Origin of the sequence: Sphingomonas arabinosi, from assembly GCF_036663715.1 — a bacterium.
Lineage (GTDB): Bacteria > Pseudomonadota > Alphaproteobacteria > Sphingomonadales > Sphingomonadaceae > Sphingomonas.
The window spans coordinates 202,533-221,747 of sequence record NZ_JAXOJN010000004.1; the positions used below are offsets into that span (position 1 = coordinate 202,533).

A 19,215-nucleotide genomic window follows, 5' to 3' on the forward strand; every position below is an offset into this window, starting at 1 on the left:
CACGTGAAAACGATCTTCGCGGTATCGAGCGGGCGTCCCCCCGCGGCGATCGCCGTTGTCCGGGTGAGTGGCCCGCAGGCATTTGCGGCGGCCGAGGCTCTGGCGGGGCCGTTGCCCGCCGCCCGTCATGCGAGCCTCCGTGGTTTGCGCGATGCCAACGGCGCGCTGCTCGACCGTGCGCTGGTGATCGTCTTTCCGGGACCGACGACGGCGACTGGTGAGGATCTGGTCGAACTTCATTGCCATGGGGGCCGTGCGGTTATCGCCGCTGTCGAACGCGCGTTGTCGGCGCAGTCCGGTCTCTGTCCGGCCAAGCCCGGTGAGTTTACTCGCCGTGCACTGACCAATGGCCGTATCGATCTCACCGAAGCGGAAGGCCTCGCCGATCTGCTCGAGGCGGAGACCGAGAGTCAGCGCATCGCCGCAATGACCGCAGCCGAGGGTCGCGTGAGCCAGACGGTTCGCGGCTGGATGGACTCCGTCGCAATGCTGTCCGCACGGATCGAAGCGATACTCGACTTCGCCGACGAGGACGACGTGGCGAGCGATACGGCTGCGTTCGATGCGATCGTTGCGGAGATCGACGCGCTGGCGGCCGAGATCGAGGCGGTGGTCGATGCCCCGCCGGTCGAACGCCTTAAGGACGGCCTTCGCGTCGTAATCGGCGGCCCGCCCAACAGCGGCAAGTCGACGTTGCTCAACCTGCTCGGTGAGCGCGACGCAGCGATCGTCTCGCCGATCTCCGGCACGACGCGCGACCGGATCGAGGTGCCGGTGATCCGCAATGGCGTCGCCTATGTGCTGACCGACACCGCCGGCCTGATCGATACGCTCGACCCGATCGAGGCGATCGGCGTGACTCGGGCCGAGGGCGCGCTGGCGGCCGCGGACATCGTTCTTTGGCTGGCCGATACCCCACCGCCGCGGACGGATGCCATCTGGATCCATGCGCGCGCGGACCTGCCGGGGCGGTCGAATATCCCCGCAGGGCGGGCGCTCGCGATTGCGCAAACCGATCGCGGTTCGCTCGACCGGCTTTGGGCGGAGGTGCATCAGCGGGCGATGACCATGCTTCCGCGCGGCGATGGAATCGCGCTCAAGCAGCATCAGCGGCGGCAGTGCGGAAAGGCCGCCGAGGCGCTGCGCTACCGGAGTTCCGACGCGCTCATTGTCGCTGAGCATCTTCGCCAAGCCCGCGCGATCCTGGCCGGCGTTCTGGGTCTCGACGCGACCGGGGAGATGCTCGACGCGCTGTTCGGACGTTTTTGTATCGGCAAGTGATGTTCCACGTGGAACATCTTTGACGCACCCGCTGGGCCGCACTAGGGCTGAGCTATGTTCGATGTAGTGGTGGTTGGCGGTGGCCATGCCGGAACCGAAGCCGCAGCCGCGGCGGCGCGTAGGGGGGCGCGCACTGCGCTCGTGTCTTTCGACGCGCGGCACATTGGTGCGATGTCTTGCAATCCGGCGATCGGCGGTCTCGGCAAAGGCCATATGGTTCGCGAAGTCGACGCGTTCGACGGACTGATCGGACGCGCTGCCGATGCGGCGGCGATCCACTACCGGATGCTCAATCGCAGCAAGGGATCGGCGGTGCAGGGCCCTCGCATCCAGGCAGACCGTCGGCTCTATTCGGGTGCAATCCAGACTATGCTGGCCGCGACCGAAGGGCTCGCGATCGTCGAAGGTGAAGCGACTGCGCTGCATTTCGACGGCGATCGGGTAGCTGGCGTCGTGCTTGCGGATGGCTCGATCGTCGCAGCCCGCGCAGTCGTGCTGGCAACCGGTACGTTTCTCGGCGGCCGCATCTTCCGCGGTGATGATCGCGAGGAAGGTGGCCGCATTGGCGAGCGTGCGGCCAAGCCTTTGGCCGATCAGCTTCGCGCCCGCGACTTGCCGATGGCGCGACTGAAGACGGGGACGCCGCCGCGTCTCGATGGCCGCACGATCGACTGGGGCGCACTCGCCGAGCAGCCGTCTGACCTTGATCCGTGGACGATGTCGCCGATGACCCGCGTGCGTCCGCTACCGCAGATCGCCTGCGCCATCACTCGCACCACCGACCGAACGCACGCGATCATCCGCGAGGCGTTCCACCGGTCGCCGCTGTTTACCGGAGCGATCGAAGCAGCCGGTCCGCGCTATTGTCCGTCGATCGAGGACAAGGTCCACCGCTTCGGCGACCGCGACGGGCATCAGGTTTTCCTCGAACCCGAGGGCCTCGATGATGCGACGGTCTATCCCAACGGCCTCTCGACGTCGCTCCCGGTCGAGGTCCAGGCCGAGATGCTGGCGAGCATTCCGGGGCTCGAACGCGTGACGATGACGATGCCGGGGTACGCGGTCGAGTACGATTATATCGATCCGCGCGCGCTCGACACGCGGCTGGCGCTGCGTGCGATCGAGGGCGTGTTCTGTGCCGGTCAGATCAACGGCACCACCGGCTACGAGGAAGCGGCAGGGCAGGGGCTCGTCGCCGGGCTCAACGCCGCGGCGTATGCGTGTGACTTGGCACCGGTGATCCTCGATCGCGCGTCGAGCTACCTGGGCGTTATGATCGACGATCTCACGCTGCAAGGCGTGACCGAACCCTATCGGATGCTGACGGCGCGCGCCGAGTTTCGCCTGTCGCTGCGTGCCGACAATGCAGAGACGCGGCTGGGTGGCATCGGCGAAGCGGCCGGATGTCTTGGACCGGAACGGCTCGCGCATCAGCATGCGCTGGCCGAAAACCGTGCCCGGTTCCGCGCGTCGCTCGACAGCGAGCGCACCGCGACCGAAGTCGCCGATCAGGGCGTGGCCATCGGCCGCGATGGCGCGCGCCGGACTGCGTTCGACTGGCTCCGGTTCGAAGGCGTGACGCTCGCGCATGTCGCGCCGGATGCTGCGGCGGGGATCCCGACGGCGGTCGTTGACGAAGTATTAGAGGACGCGCGCTACGCTCCGTATATCGAGCGGCAGGCGCAGGAGGTTGCGCGGCTGCGGGCCGACGAGGCGATCCGGTTGCCGGAGGACCTTGCCTATGACCGCGTGCCGGGCCTGTCGAACGAGATGATCGATCGCCTGAGCGCGGCGCGGCCGACTTCGCTGGCGGCGGCGGCTCGAGTGCGCGGGATTACGCCGGCTGCGTTGTCGGCGGTATTATTGCATACGAAACGAGTGCCAGCATGACCGAAGACGACGCGCAGAGTTGGACGACCGAGCGGTTCGGCGCGGAGGCGACCGAGCGTCTGGCGGCTTTTGTGGCTATGGTCGTCGAGGAAGCACCGCATCAAAATCTGATCGCGCCGTCGACGATCCCCACCATTTGGGACCGGCACGTGGTCGACTCGCTTCAGCTTGTTGGCCTTGCGGGGGCGGATGCGTCGGCGAAACGGTGGCTCGATATCGGCACGGGCGGGGGCTTTCCCGGTATGGTTGTAGCCCTGGTTCGCGAGGGGCAGGTCGATCTTGTCGAACCCCGGCGACGGCGTGCGGACTTTCTTCAGCTCTGTGTCGCTCGGCTTGGCCTCGGCGAGCAGGTTCGGGTACATGCTTCCAAAGTAGAGAACGCGACTGCGGACGCGTCGATCATTTCCGCCCGTGCGGTTGCGTCACTGCAAAACCTTTTGCGTGGCGCGGCACATTGCGCCACAACGGAGACGCGGTGGTTGCTTCCTCGGGGGCGTTTCGACGAGGAGGAGCTTGCCGCGCTCAAGCAGCATTGGCGGTTTATGTTCCACGTGGAACAAAGCGTCACGAACCCGGAGTCGTCGATCGTGGTTCTGGATCGGGTAAGCGCGCGATGATCACCATCGCGGTCGCCAATCAAAAGGGTGGGGTGGGCAAGACCACCAGCGCCATCAATCTCGCGACTGCGCTCGCCGCAACGGGAATGCGCGTGCTGCTGGTCGATCTCGATCCGCAGGGCAATGCGTCGACCGGGCTTGGCATCGGTCATTCGCAGCGCGAGCGATCGAGCTACGACGTGCTGGTTGGCGAAACCTCGATCGCAGAAGCGGTCGTGCATACACGCGTGCCGCGGCTCGACATCGTTCCCGCGACGGTCGACCTTTCGGGCGCGGAGATCGAGCTGGTCGATTTCGACGCCCGCACCCACCGGCTCGATCGGGCGGTGAAGGCGGCGCAGGGGCCGTGGGATATCGCGCTGATCGATTGCCCGCCGTCGCTTGGGCTGCTGACGATCAATGCAATGGTCGCGGCGGATTCGCTGCTGGTGCCGCTGCAATGCGAGTTCTTCGCGCTGGAGGGGTTGTCGCAGTTGCTCAGCACGGTCGAGCGGATCCGCCAGCGGTTCAATCCGGGGCTGTCGATCCTCGGCGTCGCGCTGACGATGTTCGATCGGCGCAACCGGCTGACCGACCAGGTTTCGGCGGATGTCCGCGCGGTATTGGGGAAAGTGGTGTTCGAGACGGTGATCCCGCGGAACGTGCGATTGTCGGAGGCGCCGAGCCACGGGTTGCCTGCGTTGATATACGATCATCGCTGCTCCGGTTCGCAGGCATATATTGCACTGGCGCGTGAACTGATCGGCCGGCTTCCTGCAACGGCGCAGGCGGCGGCATGAGCGACGGTAACAAACGCGGCCGTCCGGGGCTGGGCAGGGGACTTAACGCGCTGCTTGGCGAAATGGCGCGTGAGACGCCTGTTTCGGCTGATGGTGCAGCGCGGCAATCTTCTGGTGTGCGAATGCTGCCTGTCAGTTCGCTGTCGCCGCATCCCGATCAGCCGCGTCGGCATTTCGACGAGGCGATGCTCGACGAGCTGGCGGCGTCGATCGCGTCGCGCGGGCTGATCCAGCCGATCGTCGTCCGTCCACACGGGCATGACTATCAGATCGTTGCGGGCGAGCGGCGCTGGCGGGCGGCGCAGCGCGCGCGGCTGCACGAGGTGCCGGTCGTCGTCCGCGACTTCGACGATGCAGAGACGCTCGAGATCGCGCTGATCGAGAATATCCAGCGCGAGGACCTCAACGCGATCGAAGAGGCGCAGGCGTATCAGCGGCTAGCCGGCGAGTATGGCCACACGCAGGAGGTGCTCGCGAAGATCGTCCACAAGTCGCGCAGTCATGTCGCCAACCTGTTGCGATTGCTTGAACTGCCGGCGCAGGTGCAGTCGCAGGTGGTCGATGGATCGCTGTCGATGGGGCATGCGCGGGCGTTGCTCGGCTCGCCCGACGTGGAGTCGCTGGCGGATCAGGTCGTGTCGCGCGGGCTGTCGGTGCGCGAGACCGAAAGACTCGCGCGCGATGCGAAGCCCGGGCGGAGCCGTAGTGGCAAACCGGCCGAGCTGCGGATCCCCGATGCGGATATCGCCGCGTTGGAGCGCCAGCTGGCGGATCTGCTGGGTCTCCAGGTGCGGGTGGCGCATACCGAGACCGGCGGCACGCTGACGCTCAGTTATTCGACGCTGGATCAGCTCGACATGGTGTGCCAGCGGCTGACGGGCGGGGCGATCTAGGCCGCGGCGTCACCCGACCCGGTTACCCCCTTCCGTTCGTGCTGAGCGAAGTCGAAGCACCTGCGTACCGGACCATCCTTCGACTTCGCTCAGCACGAACGGGGGAGAGGTGAGACGAACGGCGAGGAGGAGCGGAGCAGACACGGATGCGGTTGCGGAAGAGCGCTAGTTTCGTCGTGCGATCGCCTGGGAAAGCGCCACCACCGCCGCCTCGGCGACAACCCCGCCGGCGTTCCCGGACGCCATGATCGCGCGCTCCGCTGTCCGCACGCGCTGGATCGCGGTGGCCAGCATCACCGGCGACCAGCGGCGCAAGGACCGCGCGGTGCTGACCTCTTCCTTGAAGAACACGCGGTGGCGTTTCATGACCGCGTCGACCGACTCCCCCCGGTCGATCTCGCCGCGCATGTCGGCCAGCGCGATCAGCCGGCGGACGAGTTGGCGCAGCCACGGGATCGGCGATGTGCCGGCCTCTTCTAGCACCGCCAGTTCAGCACCGAGATCGTCGACCCGCCCCTCGATCACCGCATCGATCGCGCGGCTCATCTCCGCATCGCCTAGGTCCGCGCCGATCGCATCGAGCGCATGGTGATCGAGGTCCGCGGGGCGATCGGGAGCAGCGTCGAGGTACAGCGCGAGCTTCTCGATTTCTCGGGTGATGACGGCGCGGTCGCCGCCGGTGGTATCGACCAGACGGCGGGCGACGCCTGGGGCGGGGCGGAGGCCGTTCTCGCCTGCGATCGTCGTCGCTAGGCGTTCGGCGTCCTGCGCCGTCGGGGCGTAGCAGGCGAACGCCATCGCTCGGGGGGAGTCGATCGCGAGCTTGACGATCTTGGCAGTCGATTTGACCGTCGGGGCGATCGCGACGACCGGGTTGCCGACGCGTTCGGCCGCGAGCAGGTTGGTGAACGCTTCGAGGCTCTCCTCCCCGGCGGACGCGACGCGGACGAACCGGGCGCCCGCGAACAGTGACAGCGACGCGGCTTCGTCGGTTAGCCGCCCAGGGTCGCTTTTCAGCGTAGACCCGTCGAGATCGACGCGCTCGGCATCGGCGCCCATCGCCTTGGCCAGTAGCCGGGCAAGATCACTTGCACCGGCCTCGTCGGGGCCGTGGAGCAGGTACAGGCGGATGTCGCCGCCCGGTTTGGCCAGCGCACCGCGGATCTGGCCGGCGCTGGCCTTCACTTTGCGGGCGTAGTGGCCTGCGCCGCCGCAACCGCCGGCGTGTTGCGCGCATACAGCGCAACACGCGCGACGATTTGGTCGGCGACGATCTGCGACAGGCGTTCGAGTGCGGTGTTCTCGGCGGCGATCGTCGCATATTCGGAGCGAACGACGTCGATCCCGGCGTCCGAGCCCGCGGTCGCATCGAGCAGTACCGAGCCGTCGCCGATCCGTACGAGTTGATAACGCGCGCGTAGGGTCCGGCGTTCGCGCGAGACGCTGTCGTCGGTACGGACGCCGAGCCCGCTGATCTGGTCGTCGAGGCGGATGTCGATCCGGTAGAGCGCGAGCGCGCCGTTCGACGGCAGGCGATCGCGCAGGGCGGTGGCCATCAGCCAGCCGTTCTTGCCGGCGATCGGCGCGATCTCGACCTGGCCGAGCGCGCCTGCGACCGGACCGCTGCTGCCCCCTGCATAGAGCGGATGCAGGCCGCAACCTGACAGCGCGGGGGCCAGCACGAGCGCGCTGAGGATCGCTAGGCGCTTCATGCGACGATGTTCACGAGACGGTCGGGCACGACGATCACTTTCCGGGGCGGCTTGCCCTCGAGCAGGCGGACGATCTTCTCAGAGGCTAGCGCGGCGGCTTCGACCTCGTCCTTCGGCGCGCCCTTGGCGAAGACGAGCGTGTCGCGCAGCTTGCCGTTGACCTGCACCGCGATCGTGACTTCGTCGTCGACCAGCATCGCCGGATCGACGATCGGCCATGCGGCGTCGGCGATCAGGCCGTCATTGCCCGCGGTCGCCCAGGCTTCCTCGGCGACATGCGGGACCATCGGGCTGACGAGCAGCAGCAACGTTCGGACCGCCTGGTCGCGGTCTGCGGAGGGCGGTGCCTTCTCGATCGCGCTGCACAACGAATACAGCCGCGCGACTGCCTTGTTGAACTGCAAGGCATTGATATCGCTCTCGATACCTACGGTCGTGCGGTGGCACAGCTTCCGCAATGCAATGTCTTCGCCCTCGGCTTTCGCCGCGTCATCGGACTCGATCAGCCGCCAGAGCCGCTGGACGAACCGCCACGCGCCTTCGATGCCGGATTCGCTCCAAGGGAGATCGCGCTCGGGGGGCGAGTCGGAGAGCACGAACCAGCGCACCGCGTCGGCGCCGTACTGGTCGACGATCGGCTCGGGATCGACGGTGTTCTTCTTCGACTTCGACATTTTCTCGACGCGGCCGATGTGGACACGGCGACCGGTCGCTTTTTCTCGGAGTACGCCGTTTGCGTCCTTGTCCACCTCTTCAGGAGACAGCCAGTAGGTCCGGGCAGTCTCGCTGGCATCGGCACCGAAATCGGAAGCCTGATAGGTTTCGTGCGTGACCATGCCTTGCGTGAACAGCCCGGCGAACGGCTCGGCGATGTCGAGCATGCCGATATGCTTCAGCGCGCGCGTCCAGAAGCGCGCGTAGAGCAGGTGCAGGATCGCGTGCTCTACGCCGCCGATATACTGGTTGACCGGCAGCCATTTCTCCGCGCCCGTCCGGTCGAACGGCTTGGCGTCGGGCTGACTGGCGAAGCGGATGAAATACCACGACGAATCGACGAACGTGTCGAGCGTATCGGTCTCGCGCCGCGCGTCTGCACCGCAGGACGGGCAGGCGACGTGCTTCCACGTTGGATGGCGATCGAGCGGGTTGCCGGGGATGTCGAAGCTGACGTCCTCGGGCAGGACGATCGGCAGCTGGTCCTTGGGCACCGGCACCGCGCCGCACGCGTCGCAGTGGATGATCGGGATCGGCGTGCCCCAGTAGCGCTGGCGGCTGACGCCCCAGTCGCGCAGGCGAAACACGGTGGTGCCCTTGCCCCAGCCTTCGCCCTCGGCACGCTCGATCACGGTGCGCTTGGCGTCCTCGATGTCCATCCCGTCGAGGAAGTGCGAGTTCACCAGGCTGCCGGCGCCGGTCCAGGCGGTGTCGCCGACGAACACGGGGGCTTCGTCATCGCCTTCGCTGACGACGCGCTTGACCGGCAGGTCGTATTTGCGCGCGAAATCGAGATCGCGTTGGTCGTGCGCGGGCACGCCGAACACCGCGCCGGTGCCGTATTCCATCAGCACGAAGTTCGCGATGTAGACCGGGAGGTGCCATGTCTTGTCGAGCGGATGCACCGCGCGGATACCGGTGTCGAAGCCGAGCTTCTCCTGTGTGTCGAGTTCCGCCGCGGTGGTGCCGCCACGCTTGCAGAGCTCGATGAAGGCCGCGGCGTCGGGGTTCGTCTCGGCGATGGCGCGCGCGATCGGGTGATCGGCCGCGACCGCGACGAAGCTGGAGCCGAACATCGTGTCGGGGCGTGTAGTGAAGACTTCGACCGACTCTATTCCCTTCCCGCTTGCGGGAGGGGAGGCATCCTCGGACGCTGCCGCCGCGTTCGCGTCAGGCCCTCCCCCGACCCCTCCCGCAAGCGGGAAGGGAGCAGTGAGTTGGAACTTGAACTGCAGGCCCTGGCTGCGGCCGATCCAGTTCTCCTGCATCAGCTTGACCTTGTCGGGCCAATGCTCGAGCGCGGCCAGCCCATCGACCAGCTCGTCGGCGAAGTCGGTGATCTTCAGGAACCACTGCGACAGTTTCCGACGCTCGACCAGCGCGCCCGAACGCCAGCCGCGACCGTCGATCACCTGCTCGTTGGCGAGCACGGTCATGTCGACCGGGTCCCAGTTTACCGCCGATTCCTTGCGATACACGAGCCCCGCCGCGAACAGGTCGAGGAACAGCGCCTGTTCGTGCCCGTAATATTCGGGCTCGCAGGTCGCCAGCTCACGCGTCCAGTCGAGTGCGAAGCCCAGGCGCTTCAGCTGCGCCTTCATCGTCGCGATGTTGGCACGCGTCCAGTTGCCCGGATGCACGCCCTTTTCCATCGCTGCGTTCTCGGCGGGCATGCCGAACGCGTCCCAGCCCATCGGGTGGAGCACTTCCATGCCCTTCATCCGACGGAACCGCGCGAGCACGTCGCCCATCGTGTAGTTCCGGACATGCCCCATATGGATGCGCCCCGACGGATAGGGGAACATCTCGAGCACGTACGAACGCGGCTTGGTCGACAGATCGTCGGCGGCGAACGTCTTGCGCTCGTCCCAGACCTTCTGCCACGCCGCGTCCGCCTTCAACGCATTGAAACGCGACGCCATTATTTCGTCCTCAGCCCGCGATCGAGGCGCGGCGCAGGTCGCGGGCCTTGGTCAGGATTATGTCCTCGAGCTTCTGCGTGGTCGCGGCCTGGACCGGCGACGAGATCCACTGGCCGTTGCGGTTGACTTCGCGGAGGGCGGCGACGCGCAGCGCATCGGCCCGCAGGTCCTGATCGAGGATCGACACGGTGACCTTCATGCGCTCGGTCGGGGTCTGCGGGTTGGTGTACCAGTCGGTCACGATCACGCCGCCGTTGGAATCGGTCTGGAGCAGCGGCATGAAGCCAAGCGTGTCGAGGCTCGCGCGCCACAGATAGCTGTTCACGCCGATCGTCGTGATCTTCGACGCGGCGAGATCCGCCTTGGGACGCGCCGATCCGCCGCCGCAAGCGACGAGAGGCAGGGCAAACAGCACGACTGCGATACGCGAGCGGCGGAACATGGGCATCATCCTGGCAAGAAAATCTGCGTTTGCTCTACAGGCGAGCCCGCGCGCCCGCAAGCAGACGCCCGCATGCGAGAGCGCACCGTATAGAGCGCCTGTCGAATATCGCGGTGAGGCGCATCAGCGAGCGCCGTCAGCGTATGATTGGGTCCGATCCGGTAGCGCTATCGCGGTGACATGTGTGCTGATTGCAACACTGTCCGACAATTCGGCGACCAGGGGTGAGATTGGTCGGTTCTGCGGCCTTTGCTCGGGATCAATTCATGTTAGATGCTGTTTAACAGGATCCGAATACGGGATTCGAAGGACAGATTCGTTGTGATGACGCGTGGGGGAATATTCGGGGTGGTTGCCGGGGCGCTTGTCGCCACCGCTGCGATCGTCGCGCCCGCCTTCGGTGCCAGCGAACAGCCTGCCCGGATCGGCAAGCAGAATGTCGCCGCGGTCCGCGGTATCGGTTCGTTCACCCCGGCTGCCGCCGATCCCCGCCTTGCCGCGATGTTCGCGCGCGGTGGTTTCGATGCGCGCAGCTTCCGCTTTACGCCAGCCGAAACGCGGCAGGACAATCGCGCAGTGACCGTCGCGGTCCGTGCGCAGACCAACCGCGGTATCGCCAACACGGCGAGCCTGGCATCGACGACGCCGACCGTCGGCATCGCGCCGATCGCGTACAACCTCGGCATGTCGGTCGGCTGGAAGCGGTTCGCGATCTCCGGCGACGTGAACAAGCTCGATCTCGGCGCGATGCCGGGCAGCCGTGAAGCGGCCGATCTGGCAGTAAGCTACAGCGCAAAGCGGTTCAGCGGCACGGTGAAGGCTGCGGCGGATCGTCCGCTGGCGAACGCACCGCACCTCGTCGAGGACGCGCCGAGCTATTCGGTCGATCTCGGCGGTTCGTACGCCTTGACGCGTAGCCTCGCCGTGACGGCCGGCGTGCGGTACCGGTCGGACCGCGAGCGCTTCGTGAAGGTCGACGACGACCGTCGCGACAGCCAAGCCGTGTATCTGGGCACTGCCTTCCGCTTCTAAGCGTTCGACGGAGCGATGCTCTTCGGTGATCCAGACGGATGGCGGCTAACGTCGTTTAAGTGGTATTCAACGCGCATCTCCCGTCATCCTGACGAAAGTCAGGATACAGGGTCATGAGACGCAGTGATCGGTTACTCTGGATCCTGACTTTCGTCAGGATGACGGTGCGTTGCGGGCAGCCAAGCATCGATTGCGGCCCAGCCGTGGAAGCCGAAACGGCGGATTTGCCGCCAGCGCGACTCGTTCATACCGCCTAGCGCTATCACTGGTATGCCGAGCCCTCGTCCGATCCACATGGCCTGCGCCGAACCTATCCCAATTGCCCCGTCATGCGATCGGGTTGCGTGAATCGGGGATACGAACAGGGCATCAGCCTCTTCGCGCTTGCCGGCCAAGGCCTCGCGTCTCGAATGCGCTGGCCAGGTTCTGATCCCGTCGGTCCGGGCCCGACCATGCGCGCCGTCGGCCGCGATCGTGGACTTGCCGGCCACCACCACGACCAACCGGCGCGCTCGTGCGATGCGCTTGACCCGCCGCAGTAACGCCCGTCGTTCCGGCTCGGGTGTCGCGTAATGCCGAAACACGATTCCTGATCCGGGCGGCAATCGCGTCAGGGCACGCCACAACGCGTCGCCCATCCGCTCGTCCGTCATCAGCCAGCGCGCGGGAATGGGGTTACGACGAGCCACGCCGCTGCCTATAGCGCGCCGCATGATTGCTGACGACACCACCAAATTGCAGGCCATCCGCAGCCGGATCGCCAAGGCCGCCGAAATCGCCGATCGCCGCGTTACCGACGTGACGCTGATCGCGGTCTCCAAGACGCATCCGATCGAGGCGATCGAGCCGTTGCTCGTCGAAGGCCAACGCGTGTTCGGCGAGAATCGCGTGCAGGAAGCGTCCGAGAAATGGCCGGCGTTGCGCGAGGAATATCCCGACGTCGAACTGCACCTGATCGGCCAGCTCCAGTCCAACAAGGCGGCGGAAGCGGTGGCGTTGTTCGACTGCATCCACGCGGTCGATCGTCCCTCGCTGGTGACTGCACTCGGGAAGGCGATGGCCGCGAGCGATCGTCGCCCGGACTGCTTCCTCCAGGTCAATATCGGCGACGAACCGCAAAAGGGCGGCTGCGCGATCGCCGACCTGCCCGCACTGGTGGAACAGGCGCGTGCCGGCGGTTTGCCGATCGCCGGGCTGATGTGCCTGCCGCCTGCGGACGTCGAGCCGGCGCCGTATTTCGCGCTGCTCGCCAAGCTCGCGCGCGATCATGGGCTGACCGGGCTGAGCATGGGGATGTCCGACGATTTCGAGACCGCGGTGACGATCGGTGCGACTCACGTTCGGATCGGCAGCGCGTTGTTCGGCGCGCGGGGTGTCGCAGCATGAGTATTTCGGTACGGTTCGACGCTCTGCTGTTCGACTTCGATGGCGTGTTGATCGACAGCGAAGCCGTCGGCAACCGCCACATCGCGGAATGGCTGACGGCGGCCGGTCACCCGACGACCGCCGAAGATTCGATGGCGAACTTCATGGGGCTTGCCGGGCCGCAGTTCATCGACGCGGTCGAACGCTGGATCGATCGGCCGCTCACCGACGACTTCTACGCGGCGCGCAAAGCCGAGGACGAGCGGGTGATGGCGGCCGGCGTCGACGCGATCGAGGGCGCGGTGGCGTTCGTCCGCTCGCTTCCTGCCGACCTGCCCAAGGCGATCGTTTCTTCGAGCCCGGTCTCGTGGATCGCACGGCATCTGGAGCATATCGGCCTGCGCGATGCGTTCGGCGACCACCTTTATAGTGGGCGCGAACACGTCACCAACGGCAAGCCCGCGCCGGATCTGTACCTGTTTGGCGCGCGGCAACTTGGGGTGGATATCGCGCGGACGGCGATTCTGGAGGACTCGCCGGTGGGTGCGACCGGGGCTGTGGCCTCGGGAGGGTATGTCATCGGGCTGTCTGCGGGGTCGCATTGCAATGCGGAACACGGGGCGCGGCTGAAGGCTATCGGTGTGGATGCGCTGGCGGAGAGTTTCGAGGACGTGGCGCGGTTGCTCGCTTAGGCGGGGATACATCCACTCTGCCTATTCCGAAAGGGACAGGCTCCCCTCCCTGAAAGGGAGGGGCAGGGGGTGGGTAGGCCAGCTTTGGCCGCGACGGTACGGTGATACGGAAGCCTACCCACCCCCGACCCCTCCCTTTCAGGGAAGGGGGGAAGTCGCGTTCGCCGGATGTGGTCAGTCCCGCTTCCGCCGCCAGATCACGCCGATTCCTGCGACCTGGTCATACGGGATTGCCGCGGCCTCGCGCGTTCGCATCTTGAGTTGGTACCGCCGGCTGCCGCCATGCGGAACACGGGGCGCGGCTGAAGGCTATCGGTGTGGATGCGCTGGCGGAGAGTTTCGAGGACGTGGCGCGGTTGCTCGCTTAGGCGGGGATACATCCACTCTGCCTATTCCAGAAGGTGCAGGCTCCCCTGGGGTGGGTAGGGTTCCGTATTACTGTACTGTTGCGGCCAAAGCTGGCCTACCCACCCCCGACCCCTCCCTTTCAGGGAGGGGGGAAGTCGCGGACATTTCGATGTTGGCCCCCGCGCTCGCCGGTGGTGGTCAGCCCCGCTTCCGCCGCCAGATCGCGCCGATCCCTGCGACCAGGTCATACGGGATTGCCGCGGCCTCCCGCGTTCGCATCTTGAGTTGGTACCGCCGGCTGCCGCCATGCGGAACACGGGGCGCGGCTGAAGGCTATTGGGGTGGATGCGCTGGCGGAGAGTTTCGAGGACGTGGCGCGGTTGCTCGCTTAGGCGGGGCAACATTCATTCGGCCTATTTCGAAAAGGTGCAGGCTCCCCTCCCTGAAAGGGAGGGGCGGGGGGTGGGTAGGGTGACTTTGGCCGCGACGGTACGGTGATACGGAAGCCTACCCAACCCCGACCCCTCCCTTTCAGGGAGGGGGGAAGTCGCGTTCGCCGGATGTAGTCAGCCCCGCTTTCGCCGCCAGATCGCGCCGATCCCTGCGACCAGGTCATACGGGATTGCCGCGGCCTCGCGCGTTCGCATCTTGAGTTGGTACCGCCGGCTGCCGCCATGCGGGACGTGGATCGCGCTCGCGGGCATGCCGAGCATCGCGAACAGCATGCGGATGCGTGGCTGGTGATAGCCGTCGGTGCAGATCATGCATTGCGCATACTTGCCCACGCGGGCGAAGGCGGTCGCCGCGACGACGCTCTGCAACGTATCCACGCTGGTCTCGTCGAGATGGATCCGCGAACGATCGACCGTTTCCGCCAGCACTTCGGCCATGACCGACGCTTCCGAAGGCCCATGCGTGCCCTTCGCACCCGAGCAGAACAGGTCCGCATCGACGTAGCGCGCCGCCGCCGCGGCTGCGAACGCGATGCGGCGGGCGAGAGTGGGGCTCGGGCTGCCATCGGGACGAACGGCCGCGCCGAACACAACGATCAGGCGGCGCGAGGGTGGTGGGGAAGGTGGAATGTCGGTCAGAACTGATGCCCCGTGCGGTCGCGCTTGGTCGCGAGATACTGCGCGTTGTGCGGGTTCGAGGGCAAGAAGTGCGGGACGCGTTCGATCACCGTCACGCCTGCCGCTTCGAGCCCCGCGACCTTGGCGGGGTTGTTGGTCAGCAACCGCACCTCGCGCTGGCCGAGCAGAGTCAGCATCCGTGCCGCCACGCCGAAATCACGCGCATCGACCGCGAAGCCGAGCCGGGTGTTCGCATCGACCGTATCGAAACCCTGATCCTGCAACGCGTACGCGCGCAGCTTGTTGACCAGGCCGATCCCGCGTCCCTCCTGCCGCAGATACAGCAGGATGCCCCATCCGCTATGCCGGATCGCATGGATCGCGGCGTGCAACTGCGGCCCGCAGTCGCATTTGAGGCTGCCGAGCACGTCGCCCGTCAGGCACTCGCTGTGCAATCGGACCAGCGGCGGATGGCCGTTGGGCTGGCCGATCAGCAACGCGATGTGCTCGTCCGCGCTCTCGGGGCTGCGGAATGCGACGATCTCGGCGTCCTCCGCACCCTCGACCGGAAGGCGCGCGCGCGTTGCGAGCGTCAGGCGGTTCGCGTCTTCATGTGCGTCGATGTCCGCAGTGGTTATGCCGACTTCGGGCTCGCCGGTGCCGAGGAAGAAGGCGGGCAGCAGTCCGGCAATTCGCGCGAGGCGTAACGCGGCGGCGGCCGCTTCGGGATCGGTCACCGGGAGCGTGCGGAACGGACCCTTGAGCGGAGTCGCGAGGTCGAATTGCGGGTCGGCCAGCGCGGTCGCGGCGGCGAAGTCGATCCAGGGCGCGCGGTCGACCAGCACCGGTTCGGTGGGGTCCGCCGCCGCGAGCTGGTTCGCGAGCTTCAACGTTGCCGCGCGGCCCGACGAGATCAGCACACCGCCGTTCGCTTCGGGATCGAACGCCGCCAACCGCTCCGCATCCGCCGTCTCGACTGCGAGCAGCACCAGCTCGTCGATCGCGATCGGCCAGCCACGTCTCAGTGCATCGACCGCGCGGGCGGCGGCGCGGGGGTTACTCAAAACGCGAACTCGGTCATGATCGGGACGTGGTCGGATGGCTTGAGCCAGCTTCGGCAGCGTTCATAGACGTGATGCGACACTGCAGCTTCGGCAGCCGCACCGGTCGCCCACATGTGATCGAGCCTTCGCCCACGGTCCGATGCGGCCCAATCCTTGGCGCGGTAGCTCCACCAGGTGAACAGGCGCGCGGGGGCGGGGTGGAAGCGGCGGCCGAGATCGACCCAGTCGCCTGCCGCCTGCAATTTGCCGAGCGCCTCGACCTCGATGGGGGTGTGGCTGACGACGTCGAGCAACTGCTTGTGGCTCCAGACGTCCGATTCGAGCGGGGCGATGTTGAAGTCGCCGACCAGAATGGTGGGGCCTGGCAGCGTTTCGGACCAGGTCGTCATGCGCTCGATGAAGTCGAGTTTCTGGCCAAATTTGGGATTTACCTCGCGGTCGGGGACGTCGCCGCCGGCCGGGACGTAGACGTTTTCGAGCCGTACGCCGTTCTCGAGGCGGACACCGATGTGGCGCGCCTCGCTGTTCGCCTGCCAGTCGAATCGGTCGTCCTCGACGATCGGGACCCGGCTCAGGATCGCCACGCCGTGATGCATGCGCTGGCCGTGCAGGACGATGTGTTCGTAGCCGAGCGCGCGGAACGCCTCCAACGGGAAGTCGCCGTCGATGACCTTGGTCTCTTGCAAGCACAGGATGTCGGGCTGCTCGTCGCGCAGAAACTGTTCGACGATGGCGATCCGGAAACGGACCGAGTTGATGTTCCAGGAGACGATCTTCACCGCCGCGATGTAGCGTTGCGGGGGGGTGGGGACAAGGAAGCGTCTGAGGCGCGACAGTCTCCCATCCCTGAAAGGGAGGGGCAGGGGATGGGTCGGCTTCCACGAGTTCTGACCGTCGTGTTGGGAACTGTCTTGACGAAGGTAGAAGGCGCCACGGGCAAAGCCCATGTCGTCGACCGAGCTGAAGCTCGTCGGCCGCGCTTGAGCGAGTTAGGCAAATTCATTTGCCTGCCGCTCTACGCGAATGACCCCCGCTCCGGGGGCATGGAGCGAGGGCCGACTCAGCGTTCGTCACGCAGGCAAGAGGTGAGGAAACCATCCGGGCAACAGGGGGAAAAATCCCGAATGCCCCACATCCGCGAGCCACTCTCTAGTGGGCGGAACCTGTCGCTTGCATGAATGACGCGATTTTTATGTTACTTTCTTACACCCGTGCGACGCGGGTCGTTCCAGCGGAACGTGTTGTCGCTGATCGCCTCGCCGAACTTCTGGTTGGTCAGGCGGATCGTCGTGCGGTTGTTCTGGCTGTCGAGCGCGACCCAGCCTTGCAGCATCAGCCCGCCCGGCGCGCCCGCGCTACGGACGAACACCAAGGTGATCCGGCCGTATTCCGGATGCTTCGGATCATTCGCTTCGACCGACACGATCCGCTGGTCATAGCCGGGGACGAGTTTGGCATAGCGCGTGATGTCGCGGGTCGGGTCGAGCAGCACGCCCAGCGGCGAGTTCTTGATCGGCCAGCGCTGCACCTGCTTCACCGAATAATCGATGAAGGTCAGCGCCCCGCCCTCCGCGACAATCAGGATCGGTACGCCCTTCTCGTACTGGAAGCGCAGCTTGCCGGGCTTCTTCAGCGTCAGCACGCCGGTCAGCACCTTGCCGTTGCGATCTGCCTGCGAGAAATTCGCGGTCATCGTCTCGACCGACTGGAGGTGCTTCTGCACGGCCGCGAGATCGCCGGTGGCCTGTGCAGCGATCGGCGCGGGCAGGGCGGCGACGGACATAGCAGCGATCGTCGCGATCACCGCGGGGCGGGTATTGAACATCGAAATCTCCTTGGAACGCGGACAATTGCCGCCCCGCGCTTGAACCGCCACTGAATTCGACGAGTTCCGTTACAGAGTAATCGCCGCCTTCATGCCGAGCACGCCGACGTCGTTCGCGTCATGCACGCCGCCCGGGTTGTGGATGAACTGCACGTTCGGACGGAGTTCGAGCCACCGCGTCGGGTGGACGCTGTAGTAGATCTCCGACGCATATTCCGCGCCCTGCACCGGGGGCTGGGTCGGATCGAGTGCCTGGCGCTTGGCGACGCGTCCGTTCACGTTGGTCCGCGCCACGCCGAAGCCGAGGATGTCGTTCGGCCGCCACGGTACCAGCCCCTTGTAGAACAGCCCGGCGGCGACCTGGTTGTCGGTGGTCGAGGTCGCGCGGTCGGCCTGCGTCGCGTTGAGGAACACGCTGAGCCCGGTGACCGACTTGCCGTCCTTCGAGGTGCCGGTGACCTGTTGCTGGATGTTGAAATAGACGCCGTAGCGCGCGCCGCGGCGGAGCGGTTCGAGGCCGGTGATCGCGATCGGCCGGCGGTTCAGGTCGTAGAAGACGTCATCGCCGTTCGACGTGTTGACCCAGCCACCGACCTTGTACGCGCCAACGCGGCCGTCATCGTCGCCGCGACGCCATTCGGCCTCGACGGGGATCAGCGCGCCGGTCGCGCCGTGGAACCGGCCGATCACGAAGTCCTTTTCGAGGTTGCGCGGGTTCACTTCGTAGGCGGCGGTCTTCAGCGTGAGGTGGTCGTTGACGTCGTAGCGCAGTCGCGCGCCCCATTGGCCGACCGGCCAGTTATACCAGTAATCGCCGACCAGATTGCCGGGCTGCGCGCCGCAGAAACTGAGGTTCTGGAAATAGCAGGAGAAGACCGCGAAATCCTCGCCGGGATTGGTGCGGCCAATCTTCAGTTCGAGCTTTTCGCCGAGTTTCTGCTCGTACCAGAATTGCGTGAGGCGCAGCGTCTGACCGCGGCCGTACACTTCCTGCACCTGTTGCAGCACGCCGAGATTGGCGTCGGCGCCGAGGTCGCGACCGCGGCGGTAGGTGACGGTCGCCTGGAACGCGCCGCCCCGGAGCCCGACGACCTTGTCGAGATCGAGCAACACGCCGACGTCGAACTAGCCGGTTTCGCGCAGCAGCTTCCGGTCGCCGCCGGAGAAATTATAGCCGCTTTCCGAGGCATAACGGGCGCTAAGCCCGACGCCGCGATCGGCGAGGCGTTTGCGGATGTCGAACCAGTCCGCGAACAGGCCGGGGGGCGGGGTGCGCTGCGTATCGGCGGTGAGGGCGGACGGGGAGAGATCGCTGTCGCGGCGGACGCCCGCGCGGGGGCGGTGCTGCGTGTCGGTGGTGCTGCTGCCGGGGGTTTGCTTGACGGTGCCGCCCTGTCGAGTCGCCGGGCGCTGGGTATCCGCACGCAGGGCGTTCTGGTTGATGTCATCGTCGGGTGCCGCATGTGCCGACACCGGAACCATCGCCAATGCCGCTGCCAAGCCCCACAGGTATTTCATAGATGTTCCACTCTCTGCGCAGCAGCGTCGATCTTGCGAACGCGTGCCGCG

General features: G+C 66.3%; 19 protein-coding genes. 8 read left to right on the forward strand and 11 right to left on the reverse strand.

The annotated features are described in order from the left end of the window. Positions 1-3 precede the first annotated feature (3 nt). The 5 genes from mnmE to U1708_RS09320 are packed head-to-tail and all read left to right on the forward strand — an operon-like array spanning position 4 to position 5,460. On the forward strand, positions 4-1,281 hold the full coding sequence (mnmE, locus tag U1708_RS09300) for a tRNA uridine-5-carboxymethylaminomethyl(34) synthesis GTPase MnmE (protein ID WP_332744939.1): 1,278 nt from the start codon (positions 4-6) through the stop codon (positions 1,279-1,281). Between the two features lie 54 nt (positions 1,282-1,335). After that, positions 1,336-3,171 carry a tRNA uridine-5-carboxymethylaminomethyl(34) synthesis enzyme MnmG gene (gene mnmG, locus U1708_RS09305; RefSeq protein ID WP_332744941.1) on the forward strand — a complete coding sequence of 612 codons (1,836 nt, stop codon included), beginning with the start codon at positions 1,336-1,338 and terminating at the stop codon, positions 3,169-3,171. Further along, positions 3,168-3,788, forward strand: a complete 621-nt coding sequence (rsmG, locus tag U1708_RS09310) for a 16S rRNA (guanine(527)-N(7))-methyltransferase RsmG (protein WP_332744943.1) — start codon at positions 3,168-3,170, stop codon at positions 3,786-3,788. Before mnmG ends, rsmG begins: the two co-directional genes overlap by 4 nt. Continuing rightward, positions 3,785-4,567, forward strand: a complete 783-nt coding sequence (locus U1708_RS09315) for a ParA family protein (protein ID WP_332744945.1) — start codon at positions 3,785-3,787, stop codon at positions 4,565-4,567. The genes rsmG and U1708_RS09315 overlap by 4 nt, the downstream gene beginning before the upstream one ends. Next, a complete protein-coding gene (locus U1708_RS09320; RefSeq protein WP_332744947.1) occupies positions 4,564-5,460 on the forward strand; it encodes a ParB/RepB/Spo0J family partition protein in 897 nt (298 codons plus the stop codon). Before U1708_RS09315 ends, U1708_RS09320 begins: the two co-directional genes overlap by 4 nt. Before the next feature lie 165 nt (positions 5,461-5,625). On the opposite strand, the gene holA is transcribed toward U1708_RS09320, so the two are convergent. From holA to U1708_RS09340, 4 genes are read right to left on the reverse strand one after another with little or no spacing between them, the layout of a single operon-like run. After that, positions 5,626-6,645, reverse strand: coding sequence for a DNA polymerase III subunit delta (gene holA, locus U1708_RS09325; RefSeq protein WP_332744949.1), 1,020 nt, complete (start codon positions 6,643-6,645; stop codon positions 5,626-5,628). Beyond that, positions 6,642-7,172: an LPS assembly lipoprotein LptE gene (lptE, locus tag U1708_RS09330; RefSeq protein ID WP_332744951.1), complete on the reverse strand. Its 531-nt coding sequence runs from the start codon at positions 7,170-7,172 to the stop codon at positions 6,642-6,644. Before lptE ends, holA begins: the two co-directional genes overlap by 4 nt. Beyond that, positions 7,169-9,808 (reverse strand): leucine--tRNA ligase, encoded by a 2,640-nt coding sequence (gene leuS, locus U1708_RS09335; RefSeq protein ID WP_332744953.1) that lies wholly within the window; start codon positions 9,806-9,808, stop codon positions 7,169-7,171. The genes lptE and leuS overlap by 4 nt, the downstream gene beginning before the upstream one ends. A gap of 10 nt (positions 9,809-9,818) precedes the next feature. Next, entirely contained in the window at positions 9,819-10,250 is a 432-nt protein-coding gene (locus tag U1708_RS09340; RefSeq protein WP_332744955.1) for a DUF3576 domain-containing protein, read from the reverse strand. A 324-nt stretch (positions 10,251-10,574) separates the two neighbouring features. Between U1708_RS09340 and U1708_RS09345 the strand changes: the two genes are divergently transcribed. Further along, entirely contained in the window at positions 10,575-11,282 is a 708-nt protein-coding gene (locus tag U1708_RS09345; protein WP_332744957.1) for a hypothetical protein, read from the forward strand. 131 nt (positions 11,283-11,413) lie between these two features. Here U1708_RS09345 and U1708_RS09350 read toward each other — a convergent pair whose 3' ends face one another. Then, on the reverse strand, positions 11,414-11,971 hold the full coding sequence (locus U1708_RS09350; RefSeq protein ID WP_332744959.1) for a thiamine phosphate synthase: 558 nt from the start codon (positions 11,969-11,971) through the stop codon (positions 11,414-11,416). A gap of 22 nt (positions 11,972-11,993) precedes the next feature. Between U1708_RS09350 and U1708_RS09355 the strand changes: the two genes are divergently transcribed. Both U1708_RS09355 and U1708_RS09360 read left to right on the forward strand, forming a co-directional pair. Continuing rightward, positions 11,994-12,668 carry a YggS family pyridoxal phosphate-dependent enzyme gene (locus tag U1708_RS09355; protein ID WP_332744961.1) on the forward strand — a complete coding sequence of 225 codons (675 nt, stop codon included), beginning with the start codon at positions 11,994-11,996 and terminating at the stop codon, positions 12,666-12,668. After that, positions 12,665-13,339 (forward strand): HAD family hydrolase, encoded by a 675-nt coding sequence (locus tag U1708_RS09360; protein WP_307087955.1) that lies wholly within the window; start codon positions 12,665-12,667, stop codon positions 13,337-13,339. The genes U1708_RS09355 and U1708_RS09360 overlap by 4 nt, the downstream gene beginning before the upstream one ends. 914 nt (positions 13,340-14,253) lie before the next feature. Here the strand turns inward: U1708_RS09360 and U1708_RS09365 are convergent. The 6 genes from U1708_RS09365 to U1708_RS09390 form a co-directional block, all read right to left on the reverse strand. Further along, positions 14,254-14,730: a YdcF family protein gene (locus U1708_RS09365; protein ID WP_332744964.1), complete on the reverse strand. Its 477-nt coding sequence runs from the start codon at positions 14,728-14,730 to the stop codon at positions 14,254-14,256. 44 nt (positions 14,731-14,774) lie between these two features. Beyond that, the gene (gene ribA / locus U1708_RS09370) at positions 14,775-15,821 is read right to left on the reverse strand and encodes a GTP cyclohydrolase II (RefSeq protein WP_332744966.1); all 1,047 of its coding nucleotides are present in this window, start codon (positions 15,819-15,821) and stop codon (positions 14,775-14,777) included. Next, entirely contained in the window at positions 15,818-16,600 is a 783-nt protein-coding gene (locus U1708_RS09375; protein WP_133020454.1) for an exodeoxyribonuclease III, read from the reverse strand. The genes ribA and U1708_RS09375 overlap by 4 nt, the downstream gene beginning before the upstream one ends. Positions 16,601-17,016: 416 nt before the next feature. After that, a complete protein-coding gene (locus U1708_RS09380) occupies positions 17,017-17,646 on the reverse strand; it encodes a LolA family protein (protein ID WP_332744971.1) in 630 nt (209 codons plus the stop codon). A 69-nt stretch (positions 17,647-17,715) separates the two neighbouring features. After that, positions 17,716-18,759, reverse strand: a complete 1,044-nt coding sequence (locus U1708_RS09385; protein WP_332744973.1) for a carbohydrate porin — start codon at positions 18,757-18,759, stop codon at positions 17,716-17,718. A gap of 12 nt (positions 18,760-18,771) precedes the next feature. Then, positions 18,772-19,164: a hypothetical protein gene (locus U1708_RS09390; RefSeq protein WP_332744975.1), complete on the reverse strand. Its 393-nt coding sequence runs from the start codon at positions 19,162-19,164 to the stop codon at positions 18,772-18,774. Positions 19,165-19,215: the final 51 nt, after the last annotated feature.

Coding starts and splice junctions, on each gene's coding strand:
- mnmG (WP_332744941.1), top strand. CDS start 1,336: ATGTTCGATGTAGTGGTGGTTGGCGGTGGCCATGCCGGAACCGAAGCC.
- rsmG (WP_332744943.1), top strand. CDS start 3,168: ATGACCGAAGACGACGCGCAGAGTTGGACGACCGAGCGGTTCGGCGCG.
- U1708_RS09315 (WP_332744945.1), top strand. CDS start 3,785: ATGATCACCATCGCGGTCGCCAATCAAAAGGGTGGGGTGGGCAAGACC.
- U1708_RS09320 (WP_332744947.1), top strand. CDS start 4,564: ATGAGCGACGGTAACAAACGCGGCCGTCCGGGGCTGGGCAGGGGACTT.
- lptE (WP_332744951.1), bottom strand. CDS start 7,172: ATGAAGCGCCTAGCGATCCTCAGCGCGCTCGTGCTGGCCCCCGCGCTG.
- leuS (WP_332744953.1), bottom strand. CDS start 9,808: ATGGCGTCGCGTTTCAATGCGTTGAAGGCGGACGCGGCGTGGCAGAAG.
- U1708_RS09340 (WP_332744955.1), bottom strand. CDS start 10,250: ATGTTCCGCCGCTCGCGTATCGCAGTCGTGCTGTTTGCCCTGCCTCTC.
- U1708_RS09345 (WP_332744957.1), top strand. CDS start 10,575: ATGACGCGTGGGGGAATATTCGGGGTGGTTGCCGGGGCGCTTGTCGCC.
- U1708_RS09355 (WP_332744961.1), top strand. CDS start 11,994: ATGATTGCTGACGACACCACCAAATTGCAGGCCATCCGCAGCCGGATC.
- U1708_RS09360 (WP_307087955.1), top strand. CDS start 12,665: ATGAGTATTTCGGTACGGTTCGACGCTCTGCTGTTCGACTTCGATGGC.
- U1708_RS09380 (WP_332744971.1), bottom strand. CDS start 17,646: ATGTTCAATACCCGCCCCGCGGTGATCGCGACGATCGCTGCTATGTCC.
- U1708_RS09390 (WP_332744975.1), bottom strand. CDS start 19,164: ATGAAATACCTGTGGGGCTTGGCAGCGGCATTGGCGATGGTTCCGGTG.